The sequence below is a fragment of the Chryseobacterium capnotolerans genome, assembly GCF_021278965.1.
GTDB lineage: Bacteria > Bacteroidota > Bacteroidia > Flavobacteriales > Weeksellaceae > Chryseobacterium > Chryseobacterium capnotolerans.
In genome coordinates this window covers 603,458-627,646 of the sequence record NZ_CP065589.1, presented here as the reverse complement: position 1 = coordinate 627,646, position 24,189 = coordinate 603,458, and the positions used below count along the sequence as shown (strand labels likewise).

Annotated in this window: 26 protein-coding genes and 1 pseudogene; 8 read left to right on the top strand and 19 right to left on the bottom strand. The window is 35.1% G+C overall.

Features of this window, described 5'->3' with window-relative positions; genetic code table 11:
- Positions 1-241: 241 nt before the first annotated feature.
- The 4 genes and pseudogenes from H5J24_RS02860 to H5J24_RS02845 all read right to left on the bottom strand — a co-directional run bounded on the left by H5J24_RS02860 (position 242) and on the right by H5J24_RS02845 (position 3,928).
- On the bottom strand, positions 242-859 hold the full coding sequence (locus H5J24_RS02860) for a hypothetical protein (RefSeq protein WP_068944475.1): 618 nt from the start codon (positions 857-859) through the stop codon (positions 242-244).
- Position 860: 1 nt separating this feature from the next.
- Positions 861-1,358, bottom strand: coding sequence for an RNA polymerase sigma factor (locus H5J24_RS02855; protein ID WP_068944476.1), 498 nt, complete (start codon positions 1,356-1,358; stop codon positions 861-863).
- Between the two features lie 99 nt (positions 1,359-1,457).
- Positions 1,458-1,877 carry a DUF2147 domain-containing protein gene (locus H5J24_RS02850; RefSeq protein WP_068944477.1) on the bottom strand — a complete coding sequence of 140 codons (420 nt, stop codon included), beginning with the start codon at positions 1,875-1,877 and terminating at the stop codon, positions 1,458-1,460.
- Between the two features lie 123 nt (positions 1,878-2,000).
- Positions 2,001-3,928: pseudogene (locus H5J24_RS02845) on the bottom strand (LTA synthase family protein).
- Between the two features lie 89 nt (positions 3,929-4,017).
- Here H5J24_RS02845 and H5J24_RS02840 point away from each other — a divergent pair.
- From H5J24_RS02840 to H5J24_RS02820, 5 genes are all read left to right on the top strand, one after another.
- Positions 4,018-4,731: a CDP-alcohol phosphatidyltransferase family protein gene (locus H5J24_RS02840; RefSeq protein ID WP_068944479.1), complete on the top strand. Its 714-nt coding sequence runs from the start codon at positions 4,018-4,020 to the stop codon at positions 4,729-4,731.
- A 57-nt stretch (positions 4,732-4,788) separates the two neighbouring features.
- Positions 4,789-5,553 (top strand): 3'-5' exonuclease, encoded by a 765-nt coding sequence (locus H5J24_RS02835; protein ID WP_068944480.1) that lies wholly within the window; start codon positions 4,789-4,791, stop codon positions 5,551-5,553.
- Positions 5,554-5,555: 2 nt separating this feature from the next.
- A complete protein-coding gene (locus H5J24_RS02830) occupies positions 5,556-5,960 on the top strand; it encodes a putative signal transducing protein (RefSeq protein ID WP_068944481.1) in 405 nt (134 codons plus the stop codon).
- Positions 5,961-6,033: 73 nt separating this feature from the next.
- Positions 6,034-6,639 (top strand): fumarylacetoacetate hydrolase family protein, encoded by a 606-nt coding sequence (locus tag H5J24_RS02825; RefSeq protein WP_068944482.1) that lies wholly within the window; start codon positions 6,034-6,036, stop codon positions 6,637-6,639.
- Positions 6,640-6,698: 59 nt separating this feature from the next.
- On the top strand, positions 6,699-7,136 hold the full coding sequence (locus H5J24_RS02820; RefSeq protein ID WP_068944483.1) for a universal stress protein: 438 nt from the start codon (positions 6,699-6,701) through the stop codon (positions 7,134-7,136).
- 78 nt (positions 7,137-7,214) lie between these two features.
- Here H5J24_RS02820 and H5J24_RS02815 read toward each other — a convergent pair whose 3' ends face one another.
- The gene (locus H5J24_RS02815) at positions 7,215-7,451 is read right to left on the bottom strand and encodes a DUF6341 family protein (RefSeq protein ID WP_232816011.1); all 237 of its coding nucleotides are present in this window, start codon (positions 7,449-7,451) and stop codon (positions 7,215-7,217) included.
- A gap of 42 nt (positions 7,452-7,493) precedes the next feature.
- Between H5J24_RS02815 and H5J24_RS02810 the strand changes: the two genes are divergently transcribed.
- Together H5J24_RS02810 and H5J24_RS02805 are read left to right on the top strand one after the other, a co-directional pair.
- Complete coding sequence (locus tag H5J24_RS02810; RefSeq protein WP_068944484.1) at positions 7,494-8,399, top strand: DUF6427 family protein; 906 nt, start codon at positions 7,494-7,496, stop codon at positions 8,397-8,399.
- A 6-nt stretch (positions 8,400-8,405) separates the two neighbouring features.
- Entirely contained in the window at positions 8,406-8,990 is a 585-nt protein-coding gene (locus tag H5J24_RS02805; RefSeq protein ID WP_068944485.1) for a DUF3109 family protein, read from the top strand.
- Positions 8,991-9,174: 184 nt separating this feature from the next.
- Here the strand turns inward: H5J24_RS02805 and H5J24_RS02800 are convergent, their stop codons facing one another.
- From H5J24_RS02800 to H5J24_RS02745, 13 genes are all read right to left on the bottom strand, one after another.
- Positions 9,175-9,861: a hypothetical protein gene (locus H5J24_RS02800; RefSeq protein WP_068944486.1), complete on the bottom strand. Its 687-nt coding sequence runs from the start codon at positions 9,859-9,861 to the stop codon at positions 9,175-9,177.
- Between the two features lie 190 nt (positions 9,862-10,051).
- Positions 10,052-11,386 (bottom strand): trigger factor, encoded by a 1,335-nt coding sequence (locus H5J24_RS02795; RefSeq protein ID WP_068944487.1) that lies wholly within the window; start codon positions 11,384-11,386, stop codon positions 10,052-10,054.
- A gap of 171 nt (positions 11,387-11,557) precedes the next feature.
- The gene (locus H5J24_RS02790; protein ID WP_068944488.1) at positions 11,558-12,145 is read right to left on the bottom strand and encodes a hypothetical protein; all 588 of its coding nucleotides are present in this window, start codon (positions 12,143-12,145) and stop codon (positions 11,558-11,560) included.
- 18 nt (positions 12,146-12,163) lie between these two features.
- The gene (locus H5J24_RS25460; RefSeq protein ID WP_346729946.1) at positions 12,164-12,361 is read right to left on the bottom strand and encodes a hypothetical protein; all 198 of its coding nucleotides are present in this window, start codon (positions 12,359-12,361) and stop codon (positions 12,164-12,166) included.
- Between the two features lie 92 nt (positions 12,362-12,453).
- Positions 12,454-14,556 (bottom strand): TonB-dependent receptor, encoded by a 2,103-nt coding sequence (locus H5J24_RS02785; protein ID WP_283250758.1) that lies wholly within the window; start codon positions 14,554-14,556, stop codon positions 12,454-12,456.
- A gap of 270 nt (positions 14,557-14,826) precedes the next feature.
- A complete protein-coding gene (locus H5J24_RS02780; protein ID WP_068944490.1) occupies positions 14,827-15,180 on the bottom strand; it encodes a hypothetical protein in 354 nt (117 codons plus the stop codon).
- Positions 15,181-15,324: 144 nt separating this feature from the next.
- Positions 15,325-17,253 carry an ABC-F family ATP-binding cassette domain-containing protein gene (locus H5J24_RS02775; protein ID WP_068944491.1) on the bottom strand — a complete coding sequence of 643 codons (1,929 nt, stop codon included), beginning with the start codon at positions 17,251-17,253 and terminating at the stop codon, positions 15,325-15,327.
- A 308-nt stretch (positions 17,254-17,561) separates the two neighbouring features.
- Positions 17,562-18,905, bottom strand: a complete 1,344-nt coding sequence (locus H5J24_RS02770) for a T6SS phospholipase effector Tle1-like catalytic domain-containing protein (RefSeq protein WP_068944492.1) — start codon at positions 18,903-18,905, stop codon at positions 17,562-17,564.
- Between the two features lie 153 nt (positions 18,906-19,058).
- Positions 19,059-19,736, bottom strand: coding sequence for a response regulator transcription factor (locus H5J24_RS02765; RefSeq protein ID WP_068944493.1), 678 nt, complete (start codon positions 19,734-19,736; stop codon positions 19,059-19,061).
- Positions 19,737-19,775: 39 nt separating this feature from the next.
- Positions 19,776-20,390 (bottom strand): sensor histidine kinase, encoded by a 615-nt coding sequence (locus tag H5J24_RS02760; RefSeq protein WP_232816010.1) that lies wholly within the window; start codon positions 20,388-20,390, stop codon positions 19,776-19,778.
- A gap of 95 nt (positions 20,391-20,485) precedes the next feature.
- A complete protein-coding gene (locus H5J24_RS02755) occupies positions 20,486-21,109 on the bottom strand; it encodes a hypothetical protein (protein WP_068944495.1) in 624 nt (207 codons plus the stop codon).
- Positions 21,110-21,130: 21 nt separating this feature from the next.
- Complete coding sequence (locus tag H5J24_RS02750; RefSeq protein WP_228407667.1) at positions 21,131-21,901, bottom strand: hypothetical protein; 771 nt, start codon at positions 21,899-21,901, stop codon at positions 21,131-21,133.
- 63 nt (positions 21,902-21,964) lie between these two features.
- Positions 21,965-22,585 carry a DUF5715 family protein gene (locus tag H5J24_RS02745; protein WP_068944497.1) on the bottom strand — a complete coding sequence of 207 codons (621 nt, stop codon included), beginning with the start codon at positions 22,583-22,585 and terminating at the stop codon, positions 21,965-21,967.
- A gap of 220 nt (positions 22,586-22,805) precedes the next feature.
- Here H5J24_RS02745 and aqpZ point away from each other — a divergent pair, with 220 nt between their 5' ends.
- The gene (gene aqpZ / locus H5J24_RS02740; RefSeq protein WP_068945190.1) at positions 22,806-23,522 is read left to right on the top strand and encodes an aquaporin Z; all 717 of its coding nucleotides are present in this window, start codon (positions 22,806-22,808) and stop codon (positions 23,520-23,522) included.
- 75 nt (positions 23,523-23,597) lie between these two features.
- On the opposite strand, the gene H5J24_RS02735 is transcribed toward aqpZ, so the two are convergent.
- Positions 23,598-24,143, bottom strand: a complete 546-nt coding sequence (locus H5J24_RS02735) for a hypothetical protein (protein ID WP_068944498.1) — start codon at positions 24,141-24,143, stop codon at positions 23,598-23,600.
- Between the last annotated feature and the right edge of the window lie 46 nt (positions 24,144-24,189).

Sequence of the window (24,189 nt, the reverse complement as noted above, 5' to 3'; positions counted from 1 at the left end):
TGTTTTTTTATTATACACATAATAAAAAGGCGTTTCATTTGAACAAGATACTTCAATATTAATAATAATTCAAAAAAGGACGTTTTACTGGAAAGGAGGCTGGAAGCTGGAAGAGGGAAGTTTAATGTAGTTTGAAAGAATATATCAATACACTTTCATTTACTTTTTAAAATTAACATCATTCCCATTATTAAAAAATGGCTAATAATAGCTTCCAGCTTCCTTGTTCCAGCCTCCTTTGTTAAACTCTTATTTCTTCCTGAAGGCTCAGTTCTTTATAATTTTTTCTGAGATCCTGCAAAATTTTCCCGTAGGTTCTTTTATAAATTACATATAGAATATAAAGTCCAATCAGGACAACAATTCCAAAAATTATATAATTTGCTATCCCGGGTATCATTGTATCAGGATTGGTAGGTAAGGCTTTTATATTATGAGTACTGTTCCAACCGTCCTTGGATCCTGCCATAAAATCTCTTACATTATGATCGAAATGAATAATATTGTCTGTAATCATCAGGATCAATGAAATACATGCATATGCTAAAATGAGAGTTCTCAGGTTCAAAATACTTTTCATTAATGTTATGCTATCCTGTCCGGTTTTCATTCTATTGAACAGAAAAAGGATTAATCCTGTAAAAATTAAAAATAAAGCAACTCTTATATAAGGAAACTGCTCATCCAGACACCCATACAAGGCCCATAATACAAGTTCAACCATACCGATAAGAAGTAAAGTTTTGGTTACAGAAACAGATTTATGCTTTATCATATTATAAATATCATTTTCGGAATATTCTTTAAAATCATATGATTCTTTATTCCAGTCTTTTTTCAATAATTCTAATTCGTCCATATTATTTTGTGTTTATTTTGGTTTTCAAATTATTTTTTGCTCTGTTCATTTTTACTCTTGCATTCCCTTCTGTAATACCAAGGATCTCCCCTATTTCTTTATAAGGTTTATCTTCCAGATACATCATGATTAAAGCTTTCTCTACATCAGACAACTCATAGATTGCCTTATACATTTTTTGCAGTTTATGCTCGTCATCTTCGTAAGTTTCGTACTCTATTCTAAGGGATGAGACATCAACATCTACTGCTTGCGAGTTCTGTTTCTTAGGTTTTCTGAATAGTGTAATCGCCGTATTAAGCGCTACACGATACATCCAGGTAGAAAACTTGGAATCTCCTTTAAATGTGGAAAATGATTTCCATAACTGAATGGTGATTTCCTGGAAAAGGTCTTCATGATCTTCAGCATTGTCTGTATATATCCTACATATTTTGTGGATAAGCTTTTGATTAGGCTTAAAAAATTCGATAAATATTTTCTCCTGTCCGGTGCTCATAATCTATAAGTGGGGAGATTTTATTTTCGTTACATATTTTCCAAAAAAAATGACATTTCATTTCTGAAATGCCATTTTAAAATTCTATTTAAACTTATATTAATTAGCTTTCTCCCAAACCTGGGTTCTTCCTAATAATGATAATCCCAAATACCCTCTTACATTAAGCTTATCTCCGCTTTTTGTAATGGTACATTTATAAGTTTTACCTGTTTTAGGGTCAGTAATACTACCTCCGGTAAATTCATCACCTTCTTTTTTCAATCCTCTAATGATTTCTAATCCTAAGATTGGTTTACCTTTCCTATCATCTTTACAAGCGGTACAGTTAGGATCAGCAGGTTTTATCAATAACTGAGAAACCTTTCCATAATACTTTCCGTCTGACTTCTTGAAGATTTCAACAATAGATTTAGCCTGCTTGGTTTCATCATCTACTGTCTTCCACTTTCCTTCTATCTGTGCAAATGTCATCACACCAAATAAAGAAAGTGCAAATGTGAACATTATTTTTTTCATATTTCTATAGTTTTAATTTTAATACAATATACTTTTCTATGTATTGATAAAAATATAAATTAATTCTTAACGAACAAAAACTTTTATTATACAAAGCATAAAAGACCTTATAAATGGATTCACTTAATTAAGCTTTCTATTAATCACCCTATCCATATAATCCTGATACCAAGCTTTTGCCGTTTGTTTTCCCTGTTCTACTTCAGGGGTTTTTAATTGGCCAATCAGATTCTTTTCAAGGGCAAGGTCAGATTTATCATATACTCCGACAATATCCTTGCCATCAAAACGATAAATATAATTTCCGATGATAAACTGCTCATTACTTCCATCTGAATTTACCATAATCCCCGGGTATTTTTTATCACTTACCAAACTTCTCCCCCAGCTTCTGATAGGTTTGTTGTAACCAATCAGGTCTGCTAGTGTAGGATAAATATCTATTTGCTGAGCAATCTCAGGATTTTCACCTTTAAGTTGGTATTCTGGATTAGGAGAATATAAAACCAATGGAACAGCAAAACGATTCATTGCTTTTTCATATTCCGGATAATACACCTGGTTGGTATGATCTCCTGTGAAGATGAAAATCGTATTGTGAAACCAGGGTTGTTTTTTAGCCGTTTCAAAATATTTCTTAATGGCATAATCCGTATACTGTATCGGCTCATGCATTTCTATTTTCCCTTTTTTGAATTTCCCCTGATACTTTTCAGGAATCTTGAATGGGTGGTGAGAGGATGCTGTAAAAACAGTAGTCATAAAAGGCTGTTTCTTTCCTACATTTTTAGCAAAATACTGAAGGAACGGTTCATCCCAGATCGCCCACATTCCATCAAAATCTTCATCGTGATTATATTCTGTCTTCCCGAAATAGTGCTTAAACCCTAAAATATTTCCAAATCCAAGAAATCCCATAGAACCATTAGGTGCTCCGTGGTAAAAAGAAGTATCATATCCCAATTCATTACAAACAGAAACAATAGACTGTATTTTTTGGTTGGAGTACGGAGAACCTGTAAAAGCATCAGCAAGACTTGGGATTCCTGCCAAAACACTACTCATTCCGTGGATAGACTGCCTTCCATTGGCAAAAGTATTTGGAAAAATAAGACTCTTGGACGCCAGACTATCCATAAACGGAGTATAGGAAACGTAATCTTTGATGTTTTTATCTTTATTAAAAGCTCCCGAATACTCTCTCCCAAACGACTCTACAATAAAAATAACAATATTGGGACGGTCTTCTACTTTTCTGTCATATTGCTTAACGGGTTGAACATTTTCCGCAATATATTTCTGATCTACAAAATGAACTTCCTTGAAATTATTGGTATTTAAAGTTCTGAAGAAAGAGAATGTACTGTTGAGAACCAAATTTCCCTGCAATGGATTGGTTACAAAACGGGTAGCATCCACCATATTGATAGGTCTTGTACTATGTTTGAAATCCCCCCTGATTCCTCCTACTACCAAAACGGCTGTAATACACAAGGTAACAATGGAAGATAAAAAATAAGGAAGTAATTGAGTAGGTTTCGTCTCTTTAACCTTTATTTTTTTATAAAGAAAAACCCATAATCCCATTAAAACAATAAACCAGATCAGCACAAAAGGATGCTCACCAACGGAAATCATGAGGGTCTGGGAAACATTGGATTCGTGTTCTGCCACCTGAAATACGGCCGAAGTAAGCCTTGCCTGAGAGAATTTATAGTAAATAAAATCTCCGAAATTCATCCCATATGCCAAACCATTAGTCAAAAAGTAAACCCAGAAAAGAACTTTCTGAAACCCTTTTTTGTATTGATAACCAAGGGTAAAAGACTTAACAATATGAATAATGCATTCACATACAATATAGCAGTGGTATCGAAGGCTATCCCATGATAAGCAAGCTTAAGATACTCTGAAACAGAGTCTACCTTAATCAGGTCTTTATTAAAATACCAAAATAAAAGTCTTGCAATCTGATAAAAAGCATAGGCTAAAAAAATCCTGTAAAGCAATGCCAGAACTTCCTGTTTTCTAAATCCTTTTAAAAATTTCATGGGGCAAATTTACATCAAAATCGCTTTATGGCGTTTTTTAGTGCATATTATTTTGAGCTAGAATTTTTAAAAACTGTAATTTTGTACTTATGGATTTTATAAAGAATAATCTAGCCAATGCCTTGACTCTGGCTAATCTATTTGCGGGTTGCGTAGGTGTAATACATCTTATTTTGGGAGACTATCAAACAACGGCAATATGCCTGATTCTCTCCGCTATTTTTGATTTTTTTGATGGATTTGTGGCCAGAGCATTAAAATCAAACTCGAACCTGGGACTTCAGCTTGATTCTCTTGCGGATATGGTAAGTTTTGGAGTTATTCCGGGACTCACCATGTATAAAGCACTTGAGCCATTCGGAACTGAGCTTCTTGGGCTTCATTTCCCATTTGAAATTAAATATATCGGTCTGGTAGTAACTATTTTCTCTTGTCTAAGACTTGCTATTTTCAATCTTGATGAGGAGCAGAGATATTATTTTAAAGGATTAAATACACCTACCAACACGGTTCTTTTATTTGGATTATACTATGCTTTTAAAGAAACCGGAGCATTCAGCTTCCTGTTTGACAATCCATTACTGCTTATCATCCTTTCATTCCTTACATCTTGGCTTCTTATCAGCCCGATTAAAATGATGGCGATGAAGTTTAAATCCAAAGCATTAAAAGACAATTATCCCAAAATTGTACTATTAGTAGGTGGAATTGCTATTCTTGCTATCTTCAAGACTGTAGGAATCCCGATGCTGGTGATTTATTATATGGTAGTATCCCTTATTTTTCAAAGACAATTAAAATAGGAAGTTGAGAACTTTTTATTTTCAAATTAACACATTTTCAAATTATTAATAAGCAATATGAACTTAAAACTCCATAAACCCCTTTGTATTTTTGACCTGGAAACCACAGGAACTAACATCGGAAAAGACAGAATTGTGGAAATCTGTATTTTAAAAGTAAATCCGGATGCCTCCAGAGAAAGCAAAACCTGGAAAGTGAACCCTGAAATGCCGATTCCAAAAGAAAGCAGTGAAATTCACGGAATCTATGATGAGGATGTAAAAGATGCGCCTACCTTCAGGGAAATCGCTTCCAAAATCATGGAAATGATTACCGGAACTGACCTGGGAGGTTTTAATTCTAACAGATTTGACGTCCCCCTTTTAGCTGAAGAATTGCTTAGAGTAGGAATGGATTTTGATCTTAGCAAATTCAAATTGGTAGATGCGCAGACTATTTTCCATAAAAAAGAACCTAGAAACCTTGGAGCAGCCTACCAGTTTTACTGTGGAAAAACATTAGAAAATGCACACTCTGCTGAAGCTGATGTAATGGCAACGTTTGAAGTTCTGGATGCGCAAGTGGGGAAATATGATGATATTCCGAAGGAAATTGCTCCATTAAGCGAATTTACTTTCCATAACAAAAATGCAGATCTTGCCGGGTTTATTGGGTATAACGATAAGCAGGAAGAAGTTTTCAACTTCGGAAAATATAAGGGACAAGGTGTAAAAGCAGTTTTCCAAAAGGATCTTGGATACTTTGGATGGCTTCAGAATGCAGATTTTCCTTTATATACGAAGAAAGTATTCACTAAGATTCAACTGTCAAGCAGATTTTAAATATGTCTGATCTCGTTCGTTTTAAATTTTATGAAACTGCCCTTGAAGCAAACAGGGACAAACAGATTCTTGCTGAAAATGGGATCAACAGTTTCATTGCCAATGAACAGCTTATCCAATCGGATTGGCTGCTTTCTCAGGCCGTAGGCGGAATTCAGCTTCAGGTTTTTGAAGAAGATCTGGAAAAAGCGGGTCAGGTCCTTCAGGATTATAAAGATAACGAACAATACTCATTAGAAGTAGAACACACTATTGAAAATTCGGAGTTTGATTTTGTATGCCCAAAATGTGGGTCCAACCATATTTACAGGGATGACAGAGCTACCAGCTTTTTTGGCATTTCATTTCTAACGAGCCATAAATTTGTGTGCTACTATTGTGGAAATGAATTTACCATGAATGAGTAGAAAAAATATTTACATTAATAATGAAGATTGCTTCGTTCTCACAATTACGCAATCCCAAATAAAATAAAGAATTATGAAGATCATCTGCATAGGAAGAAACTACAGCGAACATGCTAAAGAATTAGGAAACGAAGTTCCGGAGAACCCTGTTATTTTTATGAAACCGGATACGGCGGTTTTGAAGGGAAATGATTTTTATATCCCTGAATTCTCCAATGATATCCATTATGAGCTTGAAGTGGTGGTAAAGATATCAAAAGGGGGAAAATACATTCAGAAAGAAACGGCTCACAAACATTACGAAGAATTGAGTTTAGGGATTGATTTCACGGCCCGAGATCTTCAGAGTGAATTGAAGTCAAAAGGACTTCCATGGGAGCTTGCCAAGGGTTTTGATGGTTCTGCTGTGGTTGGAAATTTCTTTAAAAAGGAGAACTTTACTCTTGATAACCTTTCTTTCTCACTTCTTAAAAACAAGGAAAAAGTTCAGGATGGCAATACAAAGGATATGCTCTTCAATATTGATGATATTATTGCCTTTGCATCTCAATATTTCACTTTAAGAGTAGGTGATCTTATCTATACAGGCACTCCAAAAGGAGTAGGAAAAGTAGATGAAAATGATATTCTGGAAGCTTACCTGGAAGACGAAAAAATTCTTGACATCCGAATATTATAAGTATTTAACATAAAAGTCTGGTAAATTTTTCATATCTTTAGGTAACAAAATGAAAGGTTATGATAAATATTGTATTACCCGTAGATTTTGGGGACAAAACAGACCAACTGGTGGAAGGTGCCATAAAATTTGCAAAACAACTTAATGGTAGAATTTACCTGATCCATGTTGCACCATCTGATATCGGCTTTGCGATTGGTGATATGGGGTTCCAATATTTTCCGGAAGTGGAAGCGAATGAAATTCGGGAAGAATTGGTTCAGCTTAATAAAATTGAACAAAGGATTATCGCCCATGATATCGATTGTGAGCACCTTTTAAAACAAGGATTAGCAAAGGATATCATTTTGGAACATGCCAAAGACAAAAATGCGGATTATATTGTGATGGGATCACATGGAAGAAGTGGAATTTATGATGTATTTGTAGGAAGCCTTACCAAAGGACTTACAAAAAGTTCAAATATCCCTGTTTTGGTACTTCCTATTCACGACTAAGTAAAAGAAAATTTTAATCGTTAGTATAAAAAAACCGATCAAATAAATTATTTGATCGGTTTTTTACTATATAACCAATTAATTAACCTTCTTTTTGTAGATATTCGGATCGTAGTAAGGGTGTTTACCTTCCGTTGGAGAATAATAGTCTTTATCTTTGTCACCACCTAGTGTTACAACCAGTACGTAGCACCAGTAAGTAAATAATACACAGCAAACTATAAATAGAATCCAGTTTAAAACATTTCCGAAAGTATCAAAGAATGCGAAACTCGATTTGAAAACTTTGCTTAAGAATAGAAAGAAAGACGTCATTATTTTCCTTTTTTAAATTAACTTTGTACAAATTTATAAAAAATGTTTAAATTACTTTCAAAAGAAAGCAATATTTTTTCAATTCCTGTTTATATTGGTTGTCTTCTTTTAGTAGTCGTAATATTTAACATACTGAATTTCAATACTTATGAAGCAATTATTGCCGGAATTACTTTTCTGGGAATTGCGTTGGGATATTTTTGCTTTCACAGTGTTGCCCTTAATTATCAGACCCATTTGCCGCTATTCTTATATACATTCTTTATTTTTGGATTGTATCCGGGTAATCTAGATATAGGAATTGCCGTTTCATTGCTTACTAATTCCTTTCTGATCCTACTCTTAACGAGTGCTGATGAGGATATAAGGAAAAAATCATATGTATTGGTGGGAGCCATTGTTGCTTTAAACTTTATCTTTCTGCCAACCACCTGGCCTATGGCTGTTTTTGTGATTATCCACGTCATTGCTACTTCGGCCAAAGTAGGTTTAAATCTTTTCAGATTCCTTTTGGGAATTATTCTGATTGCATTCAGTTATTTTTCTGTTATGTATTTCGTTCAGTTTACTTCATGGAATATTGATTATTTCCCGTTTGGAAAGATGAGACCCGTAACAGATTATACGGAATTATTTCCTTTAATTCCCGTGGCATTAATGCTTATTTATGCCGTATATGACCATTTTCAAAATTACAATAAGAAAAGCCCAATCAGCAGATACAAATACACATTTCTGCTGGTCTTTTCCTTAGCTCAGCTTGTTACCATCATTTTATATATGAATAAAAGCTATGAATATTTATTGCTTCTGGCATTTCCATCCAGTATTATTCTGAGCAGAATGATGAGATTCTTACCCAAATATTGGATGCAGGAGGCCGGCTTATGGCTTATTATTTTAAGTTTACTTACCTTTAAAGCAGGTACGTATTTTGATTTATTTTAAAAAATTATGATTCAGATAGACGATAAATTGATTTCTGAGGAAATCTTTTCCGAAGAATTTGTGTGCAACCTTACCAAATGTAAGGGGGCATGTTGTGTGGAAGGTGATGTAGGAGCTCCACTGGACAAAAATGAGCTTGAAATACTGGACGGTATTTTTGACAAAATTAAACCCTACCTTACTCAAGAGGGCATCAAGGCCCTTGAAGAACAGGGTACATGGACTACTGATCCACACGACGGAATGTATGTTACTCCTATGGTTGAAAACCGTGAATGTGCCTATGTTACTTTTGACGATAAAGGCATTACGAAATGTGGCATTGAAAAAGCATACGAAGATGGTGCTGTAGACTGGCAGAAACCTATTTCATGCCACCTTTACCCTATCCGTGTTACAGAATACTCTTCATTTACGGCTTTAAATTATCATGAATGGAATGTATGCAGCGATGCCTGTACGCTTGGAAAAGAACTTCAGGTTCCTGTTTATAAATTCCTGAAAACGCCATTAATCAGAAAGTACGGCGAAGAATTTTATGATGTTCTGAGCGGTGCTGCAGAAGAATGGAAGAAAGAATATGGTTCATAGATAATCTTCTTTACATAAAAAGCCGGAATTATTAATTTCCGGCTTTTTATGTATAAAGGATAGAAGATGGATGATGGAGGTTACTTCTGAACCTTTAGCAATTGATAATCATATCAATCAATAATGCTAAAATTTAATGATTGTCTTCATTCACTTCCAGCATCAAGCTTCCTTACTCTTTAAGCTATTTAAAATCAGCATCCGTTACTCCGGAATTTACTGTAACTTTAGTCGTTTTAATTTCTACTTTCTGGCCTGCACCTTCTGCTTCAACTTCTTTAGGGAATTGTATTCCATCTACCGTCATATAACTTTTAATCACTACATTACCCTCTCCTGCCATCGTTTTATATAAAAGTCCTGTAGCAGTATCAAAATAAAATTTTCCTTTATCTGAAGCCAATACATTATAGTCTTTACCATCCAGTTTTTCTACGGTAACATTTTGAAAAGTAGCTCCGTCAAATGCTAATGCATCTACCGGTTTTGCTTTTTTAAGTTCAGTAACTTTGTCTGCAGGAATGGCTGTTTTGTTTCCCATCTGATCAAAATATCCTTTTTCACCGTCGAAAAACTGAACCATCTGCTGCCCCATAAGTGATTGTACAGACTTGAACTTGTTCCCCATTTTTTTGGTAGTCATAGTAATTTCCATACCTTGGGCTGTCATGCTATTTTCCATATAAAGAGTTTTTACTCCTTCTAGCTTATCTTTTCCTCCCAATGCTTTAAAGTAGTTATCCAATACCTCTTTAGCGGTAATCGTTGATTTAGCGGCCTCCGTTTTTACAGAAGCGGCATCTTTCTTCTGAGCTGCTGCCGGAACAAAGAAAAGTACGACACAGAAAAATGGAATGATGATCTTTTTCATATATATAATAAGTTTAAAGGGTAAATATAGGAATATTGGCGGACATGCTAAATATGAGTAATGAGTAATTAATAATGAATAATAAGTGAGCAATCATGGGATGATCCCAAAGCTGAGGGAGTCTTATAATGTTCAAATAAAAAAACCGCCAAAGAATTGACGGTTTTGAAATATTTATATCTGAGTATAATTATTTTTTAAGTTCTTCTAAAAATTCGTCGTGAGAAATTTTAGTTTCTTTTTTGCTAGCTTTTTCAAGAATTACATCTTTTAATTTAGCCATAGCCACTTCAGAAGAAATTTGTCTTACTTGCTCCTGATCTTTTAACATTTCAACAGCATATTTTTGGATCTCCTCATCACCTAAGTGGTGGATTCCGTAGATAGCCAATTGGTTTTTCACTAATTGCTCAGCTTGTGCCAATACATCAGCATAATCAAGATTGATTTCGTTATCAGTCATCAATTTACCTTCGATGATCTGGTATCTCAATTGGTTTTTCTCGTTTTCAAGGATTTCTTTAGCCTGCTCTTCAGACTGGATGTTCTGGTTAGAGAACATTAACCATTTTACTAAGAAAGCTTCAGGAAGTGCTACTTCTTCTTTTTCAGTAACTTGCTCTAATACTTTATTCACGAAGTGAACGTCAGCATTTTGCTGGAAATACTCATCTAATTCTGTCTTAACTTTTTCTTTAAGCTCTTCTTCAGACTTGATGTTTCCTTCTCCGTATACTTTGTCGAATAACTCCTGGTTAAGTTCAGCTAAGTCTAATGAATAGAAGTCTTTTACTTTAACTTCCACTTCATTGTGGTGTAGGTGCTCTACTTCTTCTTTGCTGAATCCTAATTCTTTAGCTAATTCTTCATCACCTGCAAGAGTTTCTTTAGTTACTTTTACAGATCCATCCATTTTCAAAGCTTTTACTAATTTGAAAGCTTCTTTGTTTTCAGCTGTAATGGTAACGTTCTTTGGGTGGTGGTGGTGCTCTCCTTCAGCATCTTCTTCCACAACTTGAGAAACTTCTAAAGCGATGTAAGAATCTTTAGTGATTTTATCTTGAGGAACCTGCTCAGCGAAACGCTTCTGCATGTTTTCAATACTCTTGCTGATTTCTTTTTCAGAAGCTTCTACTTTGTAGTGAGGCGCTTCATACTTAGCTAAATCTATAGTGAATGCAGGCTCATATCCTACTTCGAAAGCAACTGTTACCTGATCAGCATTGTAATCTAATTCGTTTACTGGCTGAGGAATAGGCTGACCAACTAATCTTAACTTGTTGTCGTTAACATAGCTGTTCAATGCATCAGAAACCTGTCTGTTGATTTCTTCAAATGCAATTCCTGCTTCATATTGTTTCTTAACCATACTCAAAGGCACTTTCCCTTTTCTGAATCCAGGAACTTGCGCATTTTTAGCATAATTAATCAATTGCTTTTCTACTTTTTCTTTGTAGTCAGATTTCTCCAATGTTACAGTAAGTAATGCACTTACATCATCATGGTTTTGTGCGGTAACCTTCATTATCGATTAAAATTTTAGGTTGCAAAAATATGAATTTTTTATGAAAATCACCCATTTAAAATCAACTAATACAGCCAAATATTGTTAAATAAAAAAACCACTGAAAAAATCAGTGGTTCCCCAAAATTAATATAACGATATATAGGCTCTTTGCTATGAAGAGCTTATTTTTTAATTAATAATATTGTAATTAGCTTGTGCGTCTGTTTCACCTCCTGTATGAGCTCCGTAAATCACCCCGTTTCCACTCACAGCAGAAGCTTCAGAAACCGTTACCGGCTCATGGAATAATGTAAGAACCAACTGACTAGGTGCAGAAGCATTTTTTACAGCAGTATTGACCAGCCATCTTGTTTTCAGCCCTACACGGTTTCCATCCCCTCTTGTAGAGCTTTCATCATCAGTACGGGTTAAGGTGATGTCAGAGTTTGGAAAGTTATACACCAGGAAGTGTTCATTTTTTGCGTCTTTAATTTCCTGAGTAGCGTCTTCGTCACCATTTTTGAAAAGAACCTCTACATTATAAGTATGTCCATTGATCAATTTAACATTAGGGTTCGTGGTACTGTTCACCTGATAATCATAAACTACGGGAACTCCTGTAGCTTCATCCGTTACTTTTAAAAGAACATCTGACAGTTCTTCCTGAGGAAGATCATCTGCTTCGTCATCGCTTCGGTTACAAGAGGTTACACTTAAAGAAACGGCAAAGAATAAAAGTCCTAAAATAAAAGTTGTATTTTTAAAAATATTTTTCATGTTTTTGATTTTAAGTAATTAAAATTGATATTTAAGAGTTAAAATAAAGTTTCTTCCCATTTCGTTGGAAAAGAAACGAAGTCTGTTCAGATAATCTCTGTAAGACGTATTGAATACATTTCGAATTGAAAAATCAATTCCGAAATTTTTAGACAGATTTACCCCTGCCTGAAGGTTCCAAAGGGAATATCCGTTTGGAGGTGTAGAAATATCCACTTCTTCATTGTAAGGATTTCCGTCCGAATCGAATAATCTGATCGGAACGTTATAAACAGGAAATCTTGTCTGTTTCAGATAAGTATTGTTACTTACTGTGAAATAGAAGTTTTTCCATTCTTTTTACTGAATTCCAATGAATTGTTAAAATTCGGTGGCATCATTAAAATAAGCGGTACATCATGAGTCGTATCCTGACCATATACATAAGAGCCGCTTCCTTTATAAGTCAGGTTATCCGTAATTTTAAGCTGAGCATCGATATCTAATCCATACATTTTCGCGTTGATCTGCTGATAATTATACACTACAAAAGCTCCACCCCATTGTGTATTCTGATACCCTGTGGGAATTTGGTTGATGAAGTTTTGAGTATAAAAGAGATATGGGTTTACTGAAACATTCAATCCTTTTAAAACATTTGCTTTTATGTCTGCCACTACATTAAACTGATTTCCGGTTTCACTTTTCATTCTCATATCTCCCCTTTCAATAATGGCAGCAGAATGGTGAAGTCCATCGGCGAAAAGTTCTGCAATATTTGGAGACCTTGAAACTCTTGCATAATTAAATTTCAAATCAAAATACTCAGAATGATGATAAACAATCCCTCCGTTCACAGAAATATTATTATAACTTAAAGATGGTTTTGTAAGAATCCTGTTTTGATTTATTCTTACTACAAAGTCTGAATAATCTGTTGCGTAAGTTTTATTCCAATCACTCAGATCATACCATTTTGTCACTTCATAATGATCATAATCGTATCTTCCTCCAAGTTCGATATCCAGCTTAGGTGCTATTTTATATTTTAATACAGAATAAATTCCTGCATAATATCTGTCATAATTTGGAACAAGACGTCTGGCCTCAGTCTGGGTATTGGAATAGTTATTCTGATACCCCGCATTAATTCCTGTTTCAAGATTCCATTTGCCTCTTTCTACCAGGTGATTTACATTCAGATCATTGGTAATCAACTCAAGATCCAATGCTGGTTTTTTACTAAGTTGTTCTGTACGTCTTATATCATATTCTTTTCTATGATTGTATTGAAAGCTATAGGTAGCTGTAAGTTTCCCAAAGTTTTCAAATCTTTTGTAAGCGGATATTTTAGCAATATGATGTTCAATTTCTTGTTGAGGATTATCAATATCATAACTAAAATCTCTTTGATAGATTGGTTCCGGTGCTGTAAGCGCATTACGTAGATCTTCAGAATTTCCTACATGGGAACTTCTAAGAATTCCTACTGTGCTTTTTGTCAGATAATAATCAAATGAGAATCCTTTTTCAAAGGTCATTTTCTGAACGCCAAAATTAAACCCGGAACTTTCAAGCCCTGTATTCATCAGACCATAATCTGGAGCTTCCAGATCACCTAGCTTTTTATAGCTTCCATTCGTTTTTATTGCCCAGCCATTCTCCCAGGTTTTTGCAAGCTTAACATTAAGATCAGCCCCTCTTCCATTTGAAATTCCGGAAAGAGAAACATTTCCCATAATAGTATCTTTCTTTGGTAAAACCTGAGGTTGTAAAACAACGACTCCACCTACAGCACCCGCTCCATATTTCAAAGCAGATGCTCCTTTGATCACATCGATATGTTCAAAATTATTGACATCCACGTTAGGAGCGTGTTCTACTCCCCATTCTTGTTCAGCCAGCTTCACCCCATCATTAAGAATGGAAACTCTGCTTCCATAAAGGCCATGGATAATAGGCTTAGCAATATTATTTCCGGTTTTAAGAACGTTTACTCCGGAAATGTTAGTTAATAAATTCCCTAAGTTTTCGGTGACATTTCTTGAAAGCGTTGATTTATCAAGTGTTTTCACCACCATACTTCCATTGTTCTTGTGACTTCCATGAATGGTCACTGTTTCAATATCTTTAATATGATGTTCCAGTGTAATGATAAGCTGAATATCCTGATCAACTCTTATATTTTCAGTATAATCATTGCAATCAGGATGTTGTGCAATGAGTGTATACTTCCCTGCAGGGACTCTATCAAAGGAGAACATTCCTTTTTTATCTGTTTTTGCTGTAAGATTCCCAATTTTCACCACTGCATTTTCCAGCATGGTTTTGTCATGAAAATCCTGAACCGTTCCTTGTACAGTATAAGCTTTCTGTGCACTCGTAAATACCGATCCGCAAAAGATCAGCAGCAGGCAATATATCAATTTCATTGTAAAATAGATTGATTGCGTACCCTTTTAATGAGGGGTACACTTTTCGTTAAAATTTATTGAATGGGCTTAGATTCATGATACAGGTATCATGTATCATGTAAAATGTATCACTGATAAGAAGTCAAAAGTTAAGATTGTGGAACTAAGTCAACGAGTACTTATCCTTTACAAGCTACAGCTGTTTTTCAACAACTTTAACCATTAAACTTCAAACCTTGAACATTAAATTCTACAGTATAGAGTTTAAACCCAATAAGAATGTATTGATTAGGAAATTGCGGGTGGTCCGCGAAGCTGAAAGGTAAATTTGGTCTGAGACCAGATTTTTTCCTGAATGGCGATAATTTGCTTTACCTCGTGCGTATAATGCTCAAAGCTAAAGCTGAATTCTTCAGGAGCTAATGTGTGTCCGGTCACCAAAAAGTGGCAGGCCAGACAGTCACCCGCTTTCTCTTTAGTAATGGCTTTCGTTACAGAATTTTCGACTTTTTTAAGATTAAATGTTTTAAAATAATCTACAGATTCATGATGGTGAAAGCTCTGAGAAAGCAGCGCGATGAAGTATACCCCAAACAACAGCCTGGAGATAAATACTTTTAAGTTTCTGCTTTCTTTAATCATGGGTCAAAATTATGAAAATAATTTAATTTTCAGCCAAAACTTCTATTAAATTACTTTTATGATTCACTTTTGATAAGTAGAAAAGAATCATATTTTGTTACAAAAAAGCTTCATAAAGTAAATTATGAAGCTTTGTATGATCAATTAATCAAGTTGGGTTCCCAGGTACTCCCATTCCTGCAGAGCGTTGTCCAGCTCCTCTTTAGCTTTATTGTATTTTTCTAAAGTTTCATCGGAAGGGTTTTCTTTAGCGAAAGAAGCTTCCATTTCTTCTACTTTAGTTTCAAGCTCAGAAATTTTTTCTTCTACCTTCTTGATTTTATTTTGAATATTTTTTTGTTCCTTGCTGACAATATTAGATGCCTGGCTGGTGCTAACGACAGGTTTCTCTTCTACTTTCTTTGGCTCTTCTTTTACTTCATTGTGAAGTTTAGCTTTTTCTGCAGAAATTTCTCTGATGGTTTCTTTTTGTCTGTACTCAAGATATTCATTGATATCTCCAAGGAATTCTTTCATCTTCCCATCACGGAATTCATAGATTTTATCACAAAGTCCCTGAAGGAATTCCCTGTCGTGAGAAATTACAATTAACGTACCTTCAAAGTTCTGTAACGCCAGTTTAATAATCTCTTTAGACTGAATATCCAGGTGGTTGGTAGGTTCGTCCATGATCAATGTATTGAAAGGACGAAGTAATAGTTTACAAAGTGCCAGACGATTTCTTTCCCCTCCGGAAAGTACTTTTGTTTTCTTGGTAACAGCATCTCCCTGGAATAGGAAAGATCCTAATAAATCTCTTACTCTAGGCCTGGTTTCTTCTGTTGCTGCATCTTCTGCTTCTTCAAGAACCGTTTTATTCGGTGTTAAAACTTCTTCCTGATTTTGGGCAAAGTATCCGATGTTTACGTTATGTCCAAGATTCCATACTCCTGAATAATCTTTAATATCTCCTGCTAAAATTTTAGCCAAGGTTGTTTTTCCTTGTCCGTTTTGTCCTAAAAGAGCAATTCTATCTCCTCTTTGAACAATAAAATCTACATCGTCAAAAATCTGCTTCTGACCATAAGCTTTTCCAAGGTTTTCAGCTTCGAAAATTACTTTCCCTGGAACCATAGACTGTACAAAACGGATATTGAATTTTGAAACATCTTCATTATCTACTTCAATACGTTCTATTTTATCTAATTTCTTAATAAGTGACTGGGCAAAAGATGCTTTGGTAGCACTTGCACGGAACTTATTAATGTTATCTTCCATCTGCTTGATCTCCGCATCCTGATTCTTTTTAGCCTGAATCAGTTTTTCACGGCGGTCTTCACGCATCACAAGATATTTGGTATAATTGGCTTTATAGTCGTCAACCTTCTTATTGTTGATATCAAAAGTACGGTTACAAACAGCGGTCATAAACTGTTTATCGTGACTTACCAGCACAATTGCTCCGGGATAATCTTTTAAGAAGTTTTCCAGCCAGATGATAGATTCCATATCCAGGTGGTTGGTAGGCTCATCGAGAAGCATGATGTCATTCTTTTGAAGAAGCAGCTTTGCCAATTCGATTCTCATTCTCCATCCTCCTGAAAACTCATCAGTGATTTTTTGGAAATCATCAGCTTTAAACCCTAAACCAAACAACACTTTTTCCATATCACCTTCCAGATTGTAGGCATCATGGTTCATCAAAAGGTCATTCAGTTCGGTCATTTTATTAATCAAATCCGTATAGGAATCACTTTCGTAATCGGTTCTTGTCGCCATTTGGTGATTCACCTCTTCAAGTTCGTTCTTCCATGCATTAATTTGCTCAAAAGCCTGCATGGTTTCAGCCCAAACCGTTCTTCCTTTTACAAAATCAAGATCCTGCTTTAGGAAACCAATGGTAACGCTTCCTTCTGTAATCACTTCTCCTTCGTAGAAATTAATTTCTCCGGACAGCATTTTCAATAAAGTAGATTTTCCTGCTCCATTTTTTCCTACGAGCCCCACTTTATCATCCTTTTTAATGGTAAAATTTACATTTTGAAATAAATAATTTCCCGAATGGTGTAATCCTAAACTTTGAACCGAAAGCATTTTAATTGATAATTAGTAATGAATAATGAATTTTCGGGGGCAAAAATACGGAAAAAGAAATGAATGGCCCAGAAATAAAAAAAACGGCCCAAAACAGACCGCTTTTTTAGCTTTTCAAAGCCATCCCGATCCTATCATCTTATTGTATCAATGATCATCCAGAAAACACAGGTTCGCCAGCTGATTTTCCAGAAATACATCCAATTTCAATTCTTAGAAAATAAAAATTCTATTTCTAAAGGAAAATACAAAGGGCATCTGATGTGATGCCCTTACAACCTAAAATTTAAAACTAAAAAGGACTACTACTAATTATTGATTTCATCCAACTTTATTGCCGGAGTTCTGATAATAGAACGAGTCCAGATATCGTTATTGGGAACGCTGGTTCCATACAGAAAATCGGATACAAAACTATCTTCGGGAAGATGAAGTTCAACTGAAAGCCTTGCATTACTTTTTTGATCCACGATAGTGCTGCTTGAAACATTCAATCCATTGTTGAGAAGCTCAACATTTACTTCATATTCCGATCTAGCCTTCAAGCCATCGTGATACAACCCGAAATTAGCTGAAATATGGATATAATCAGCCAGTATATTGTAATCGTATAATGGCTTTTTATCTATAATAAACTCTCTTACATATTCTTGCAATTCTTTATACAGCTCTCTCAATAAAGGATGTCTACCATAATCTGTTTCCAGCTCATTTCCTGATGCAAAAACTGGTGAAACGGCATTGGTTTCTTCCAGCATGAGTTTTCCATATATTTTTGATAATTCATTGTACACTTTATCTCTGCAGACATAAGCTTTAGAAAAGGCATCTTTTCTTTCTATTTTGAATCCTGAAAGTAAAGCATCCCATGCCTTATTTCCTTCAAGATCGGTTTTCCTGTTTCTTATATTTTGAACATAATTCTTAAGATCATCTGAACTGGCAAAGTCTGTAGAAATATATGCTGACTGCGGACCTTCCAGATAACCGCCTCCGATATCAGCATGAGCTCCCGGAACAAAAATTTCTTTCCAGACGGTGGTATTATTCCGGAACTGATGATCCTTCATTATTTTAGAATTCTCAAAAAAGCCAGTCAGCGGGAAAAAAAAACGGCATTCATGAAGTGCACAGATATGAAATACATTTTCCACCTGATGAGGCACACTCAGATCATAAGTATTAAACGGTTTTGATTCTACCGTATCAAAAGCTCCCAAAAACTTCACCTTAATTTTAGCAAAAGGATAGTTGGAAAAAAGCCAATGACTAAAGGTTCTGGCCAGCATTCCTCCTCTCCCGAAACCATATAAATAAAAATGATATTCGTCATTTTCATCATGAACGATCTTCTTTACAAAGTCTTCTGCTCTCTGAAGTTTATCATCTGATGAATACCCTTTTCCATAAGGTGGATTTGCACATGTTGTCATGGCAAAATTACTGTCTTCCTCTCCTGAAACGGTTCCTATTCCTTCAATGTATATTTTCTCAGTACCGATAAACGATTTGTACAATTTATAGATATTGGTGAATGCACCGTGATAGCTTTCATTATTATTCAGTGGTTTATCTGATGAAAGTGCATTTACCCCATTGTTTCCTGTGCCGTCAAAAAAAATTCCGGCGGAAATCACTCTACTGCTATTCATTCTTTTGTTAATTTTTTATTACAGATCTCTCTGTACATTTATGTTTTTATTTTAAAATCCCTAAAAGAGACATTTCAAAATAACGGAAGAAAGAGCAGTCTGGCTAGAGTGAAAAGTACCAAATAAAAAATTCCGTATTTCTACGGAATCAGATTATATTTTTTCAAGGGAATAAATATTGTTGACAATGGCATAGATTACTATTCCCACTGTGTTTTTAGCTCCTATTTTTTCAAGGATACGCTGCCTGTGGCTTTCAACAGTTCTGGGACTTATGAAAAGTTTCTCACCAATTTCATTGTTGGTAAATTCCTGACAGATCAGTTTTACAACGTCTTTTTCTCTTTCAGACAATTCGTCTTCGGTTTCAAAAAGTGAATTTTTCTTAGCTGAGCTGTTCATATAGGTAAACAGCATCTGATGGTCTTCAGCAGTAAAGAAAACTCCGTTTTTATAGACCATCGTAATGGCATCAATAAATGTTTTCTTATCAGAATTTTTAGGAAGAAAAGCGGAAACGCCCAGCTTGACCATATATCCTAAAATGGATGTTTTATAGTGGGAAGATAAAATAATGATTTTAAGATCCGGATATTTTTCTTTGAGAACCTCCACCAGTTCAAAACCATTCATCGGCTTCATTTGAACATCTACGAGGGCAATATCAGGAAAGTCTTTCTCTGAAAGCTTCTCCAGACAGTCTATAAAATCAGGGCCGTTATCTGCAGTAAGGGATACAGATATATTTTTTTCATTAGACAGCAGCATTTTTACCCCTTCAAGGATCAGCTGTTCATCATCAATCAGTGCTATTTTGATTTGGGAACTCATGATATTTCGGAATTTTAATAATTAAACGACTTCCTTTATTTAAAAAGATTTTTTCCATTTATGACTGGCATTCATCGATTTGATCCTGGATTCAATGTTTTTGATCCCCATTCCTTTTTTCACTTCTTCATATTCGAATCCCTGTCCGTTGTCTGAAATAACGACGGCCATATTTTGCGGATCATCTTTAATATAAATCCAAAGATCTGTTGCTGTTGAATGTTTGATAACATTGGTGGTAAATTCCTGAATAATCCTGTACAATTGTACTTCTACAAAAAGATCTTTCTTTTCATATCCCGGCATTACCTGCATGGATATATTAATTTTGTGAGAAAGATTGGCAATGAGTTCTTCTACATACAAGATCAATCCTACTGATTCGAGATTAACAGGATATAATGAATGAGAAATACTTCTGGCAGCATCGATCAATGAGGACATTTGCCCATAAATATTTTTTTTAATCAATTCATCACCTTGGGTATCCAGATTATTGAGCCATAAGGATAGGATATTGAGCCTGTTTCCAATATCATCATGAATCATTACGGCTATTCTTTTCCGCTCTTCTTCCTGAGCCTTGATATTTTCCAATGCCAGTTTTTTCTGATGAAGGACTTCTGCTTCATGCTGTACATTTTTCTCCTTCATAATCCTGCTTATAAAAGCCCTGTAAGCTAATAGAATAAAGGCTACTATAATTGCTATGGTAACAATTATAAGGATTAAAAGGTTGATATTTAAGGTTACTTCTTTAATCGGATAAAGGTATATAAGAGTGAACAGTACAGGATACTGGAAAAAATATTATTGGCACTGAAAAGTATATAATAACTGTTTTCCGAAAGATTAACAATCTGATGCTGGATGATGAAAATAAATACTGAAACAGAATAATAGAAAAAAATACTGGCATCTACCCAAAGAAAGCGGTTCTGTGCTGATGTTTTTTTAATTTCACTAATCAATGTAAGCCCTGAAAGGCAAATGATGATCATATTAGAAACCACCTTTGCAATATCAGCATTGGCCGGATAGTCAAACCCGTACTTTGAGATCATAAAGCCAACGGAAATGGCTGCTCCCAATCCTAAAAGATATTTAGACCAATCCAGCTTTCTGATAAACAAACCTGTCAGTAGAAAAAATTCTCCGGCTATATAAAACGGATAGAGAAATGAAGTATCATTAAGCCTGAAAACATAAGGAAGTGCAAGATTCAGCAGTTCAATAAAAAATAGAAAAGCAATACAATAAAAATATTGCTTTTCTTTATGATTTAATATGCGGTATTTAGCTGCTCCCAGCAAAATAACTGCCAGAAGCAATGCATAGTTTAGGAATAAAATCGTCTTATAAAGATCTGCCATTCCTTAATTAATTTATTATTTTTAAAATCCATTTTCAACCCCTGGTATACGACAGATTGGAGGACATGGTTTTGCCCAGTCATACATATTAGAAAATGTTTCAGCATGTTGTGAATTCTGAAGGTCTTCACGGAAAGAAATGAAAATAAGAGTTACTAACATTTTCCCGTATACTTTGTTAAGTTTAAGCCCAAAAGAACATTTGATTTCTCGCAAGCCTGCATCTGAAAGACATAAATCTGCTGTAGGAACATAAAATTTGGTAAAGATTCCTGCTCCTTCAGATTCTTTGTGTTCTTTATAGAACCAGTCCATTCCTGATTCTCTCCAGGTTTCAATAGCATCAATAGCCACATCCTGATCCAAAATAGGTTTATTGGAGATAGGATAAGCCATATCTGAAGTTTGTTCCATTTTTTCAAGCCCTTTGGAAAGAATGGCATTTTTAACAATAGTATATTCCTGAATCTCCTGAAGCTTCAGGTCTTTATCTAATTCAGTAAGATAAGTGTAAGGATATTCTGTTTGATCTATTCGGTCTCCTTTTTCATTCAGTGGATAAAAAATCAGAATGACCTGATTGTTCAATATTCCCATTGCAGCACAGAATTCAGGATACTCCTTATAGCTTTTCATCCATTGAAGGGGGCCATCAGAAATATTGAATACATAATTGGTAGGAATTAAGTTCTTTATCCTTAAAAAATCCCAGCGGCAGCCAATCCATTCGTCAGCAGCTGCTTTACATTTTTCTACAGAGAGCAAATAATTTACGGAGTTTAATGTTGTCATAAGCATGGTTTTTAGCTGTATAAAATTATACAAACTAAACATGCTGTGCAAGTAGGAATTTAATTAATAATTTCTCACTGTAATATGATAACAGCTTTGTTGTTTTTCTTTTATGTAATAAATTCTACCAGCATCCGCATAATGCTTTAAAACTTTCTCTAGAGCCGCTTCCATTTTTGGATTATATTTCAGGACATTATTAAATCTTATATAAGAAATATCAAAAGAATTGCCATAGTTATGAGAGCTTATTCCCAATGATGCATTAGAATTCACTCTTCTTAACCGGCATTGGTCTTCCAATGTTCTGGTAATGGATGAAACCGTGAAAGTGCCTCCTTTTGTTGCCTTGCTGAATTTGGAACCCATATTTTCCAGTGTAGTCTTTCCTTTAGAAACCATATAAGCCCTGCTGTAATCTAGCCTCTGAACCTGATATCCTTTTCCTGACTTCTTGATTTTATGAAACTTCCCTTTGTTGATATATTTCTGTACGGTTTTGGAGTCTTTCAGTAGATGTACTCCAAAACTTTTGGAGGCATCCAGATGTGATTTGTAAAGCGCTGTAGGTTCTACCTTTAAAACAGTTGTAAGATCATAGCAGGGAAGCGCTTTTTTTGCTGCCTGCGAATAATGTAAACTATACATAAAAGGTACAAAGACCACATAAAGAAACTTTCTCATTAACCACCACTTTAAATTAGTACCGAACAATAAAACGATTATGTTAGTTCATCCAATAGCAACTATAATCGTATCCCGACAAATCCCAAACAAACATCAAACCAATTTGTTTAATTTATAATTTTTATTCCTTCAATTTTGAAATATTTTTTCAGTTTTAACTTTTTACTTTAAGATATAAATTCTACATTTGAGTTACATTTTAAAAATAAACAACATGATAAAAAAACTTTTTGCTGAATTTTTCGGCACATTTTGGCTTGTTTTCGGAGGTTGCGGGAGCGCTGTTTTTGCAGCGGGTGTTCCTGATATCGGGATCGGACTTTTAGGAGTTGCGTTAGCCTTCGGTCTTACTGTTCTTACAATGGCGTATGCCGTAGGTCATATTTCCGGCGGTCACTTCAACCCTGCTGTTTCTTTCGGACTTCTAGCTGGGGGAAGATTCTCGGCTAAAGACCTTATCCCTTATATTGTAGCGCAGTGTCTTGGTGCTATTGTAGCAGCCGGATGTCTATATACAATCCTTAACGGAGCCGGGGTTGTCGATTTCTCGGCACCGGGAGCTTTTGCTACCAATTTCTACGGAGAAGCAGTCTACAACGGAAAAGCATTCAGTATGGGTGCTGCATTTCTGGCGGAGTTTTTATTAACAGCTTTTTTCCTTATCGTGATTATGGGTGCTACGGATAAATGGGCCAATGGTAAGTTTGCCGGTATCGCCATTGGACTTGCCCTTACTTTGATCCACTTAATCTCCATCCCTATTACAAATACTTCTGTAAACCCTGCAAGATCCCTATCGCAGGCAGTTTTCACAGGCGGATTAGCGATGTCACAACTTTGGTTGTTCTGGGTAGCTCCTATTCTTGGTGGAATTGTAGGTGGACTGATCTACAAATTTTTACTTCAGAGAGATTCTGACGAAGTAGTAGATTAATTCATTTTAGAACTATAAATAACTATAAAATCCTGTCTAATGACAGGATTTTTTTATGCAATGTTTTTATATTATTTACTTTTTATTTTTAAGATCAAAAGGATTTTTGAAGATGAGTTCTTCATGCTTACCTTTGATTTCCATTTTTCGCTGAAGTAAGTTCAAGGCTATTTTTCTGATGAAAAGATCTTTATCATTCAGTTGCCAGTAAGAATCTCCGTGAAGTCTTTTGGGTGGACGGATAAGATAGAATTCTGTATTCCAGGTATCTTCATTATGATAAAACTCAATGATTCCGCAATGCTCCGGAATACTGCCAGCATCTACCATTCCCATTGGCAATAAGAAGCTGAATGCGTTACAAATATAATCTCCACAAGAAATTTTATCGTGTTTCAGAAACGTCTCTCCGGTATCTTTATTAATGTATGATTTTTTGAAATCATTTTTAAAATCACTTTTTGAAAGCTTAATTTCAATTTCATGGCTTATTCCGTCAGCGTCAATAATAAGTAGATCTGCTTCCCAATCAGCCTGGAAATAGTTGGTCAGGACGAGTTCTTTTTCAAAATCGCAATGGGTATGAATATATGCATGAACAAGTTCCTCTATTTTAAGCATACTTTACATGTAAAGATGAGATGTTTAGGCTGAGATAAGAAACATT